This window comes from Pseudoalteromonas sp. SR45-5 (assembly GCF_014163565.1).
In the GTDB taxonomy this organism is placed as follows: domain Bacteria; phylum Pseudomonadota; class Gammaproteobacteria; order Enterobacterales; family Alteromonadaceae; genus Pseudoalteromonas; species Pseudoalteromonas distincta.
Map to the genome: position 1 here is coordinate 1 of NZ_JACJDN010000778.1, position 1585 is coordinate 1585.

Genomic DNA, 1585 nt, shown 5'->3' on the forward strand with positions numbered 1-1585 from the left:
TACTTTGTGCATTAGTTATATCGGCACTTAGCTCTGGCGTTAGTTTATTTTGCGATTCGATTGTCGATAAAATAAAACTACGGCGCTCTTCTAGTTCACGTAAATACGATAAACGCTGCTCTAAAAGGCGTAATTGGGTGTCGTCTAGGCCGCCTGTAACTTCTTTTCTGTAGCGGGCAATAAAAGGAACAGTTGCGCCTTCATCAAGTAACTTTGTTGCAGCAACAACCTGTTGCTGCTGTGCGTTTAACTCACCGGCTAAACGTGCAGAGATATCGCTCATGCAAAAACCTTTTTATACAATAAAATAAGACCAGAAGCGTGTTACTGGCGCTGTTAATTGCTTGAATAATATCACAGGAGGTAGTAATGAAAAGCTCTTAAAGCAAGCTATTTTACTTGCTTTAAGATGGTTGGGTCGGGAGTAAATCAATTCAACTAAAAGAGCGCCCTAGTGAGGGTGCTCAATGTTTTCTAATACTTCACTGAAAGAGTGAGCAATAGGTGAGATATGTACAGGAATATGTAATGTTTTAGCTATTTGGCGAGCTGAAATTAAACCACAAATTTCGTTACTCGCTGTTGTAACTAATAAAAACATTGTGCCCTGATGCTCCATCGTTTGCAGCGCATCACCAATGCATGCGTAGCTTAAGCTTTGCATACTTACACCTGTAAGGCGGCTAACTGGTGTCATAATGTCACGTAAGCTTACTTCGCTTCGTTGCATATTTAAGCGCTCTGCAATAATAGTAATTTTAGAGCTTTGTAAATCGGCGCTAGAAACTAGGCCAATTAATTTTTGGTGTTCGTCTGTTACTAAAACAAAGTCAGATTGTTGTGCACTTACTTGTTTAAGTGCCTCTGTAATCGTTGTTCCATGCTCTGCACGAATAGGTGTTTTTTGAGTAAAGTTATTCACCATTTTTAGCGCTGGAGAAGATAAATCGATTAATGGTTGATCATCTGCAAATGTGCTAGCAATAACGCCATGAGAAATATTTTGGGTACGTAATTCTTTAAAGTTAGACATAGTAGTCACCTTAATAGTTATAAAATTTAATTAAGTTGTAAAATAATGAATTAAATTAAATAGCTAGGTGGTCCGCGTTGGTATGCAGTGCTAAAAGGTCTGTTTAGATTAGTGCTCTTATAAAAAGAATCTACGACATTAGGAAGTGGTTGAGGCGACCTAAAGGTAATAGTGTTAACGTGAGAGTCCACGTCAAAATCGAGGTTTGCTTGGTCAGGAATATCACAAGTAATAAAGTGATTAGATAGTTTAGCGTTATCAAGGTTTACGTCAGTGTTGCTGGCATGCAGCGTCAAACTTACACTCATTAAAAGTGCAAACAATACGGCATTACTAAATATGCGCTGTACTATGTTTGACATAATCACGACCTTAATTAACTGCTTTCAAATTAAACAAATCAACTTGAATAATTCAGTTATAGCTTATTGCTTTAATTTACACAATCAAAAGTTAACATGATCTGAATCAAAACTTTTTATTTCTTTTTTTGGTAATCGATACTGTTTACATACCACTGCTTTTTTCCCTGAGGAGTGGTCACTTCAAATT

3 protein-coding genes are annotated in these 1585 nt (G+C 37.1%); all 3 read right to left on the minus strand.

The window, feature by feature from the left end:
- The coding region (locus H5072_RS18945; RefSeq protein WP_310735904.1) for a Tex-like N-terminal domain-containing protein at positions 1-283 on the minus strand (283 nt) is incomplete at its 3' end.
- A gap of 168 nt (positions 284-451) precedes the next feature.
- Positions 452-1033, minus strand: coding sequence for a CBS domain-containing protein (locus tag H5072_RS18950; RefSeq protein ID WP_182694446.1), 582 nt, complete (start codon positions 1031-1033; stop codon positions 452-454).
- Positions 1034-1083: 50 nt separating this feature from the next.
- Positions 1084-1395: a hypothetical protein gene (locus H5072_RS18955; RefSeq protein ID WP_033020846.1), complete on the minus strand. Its 312-nt coding sequence runs from the start codon at positions 1393-1395 to the stop codon at positions 1084-1086.
- Positions 1396-1585 lie beyond the last annotated feature (190 nt).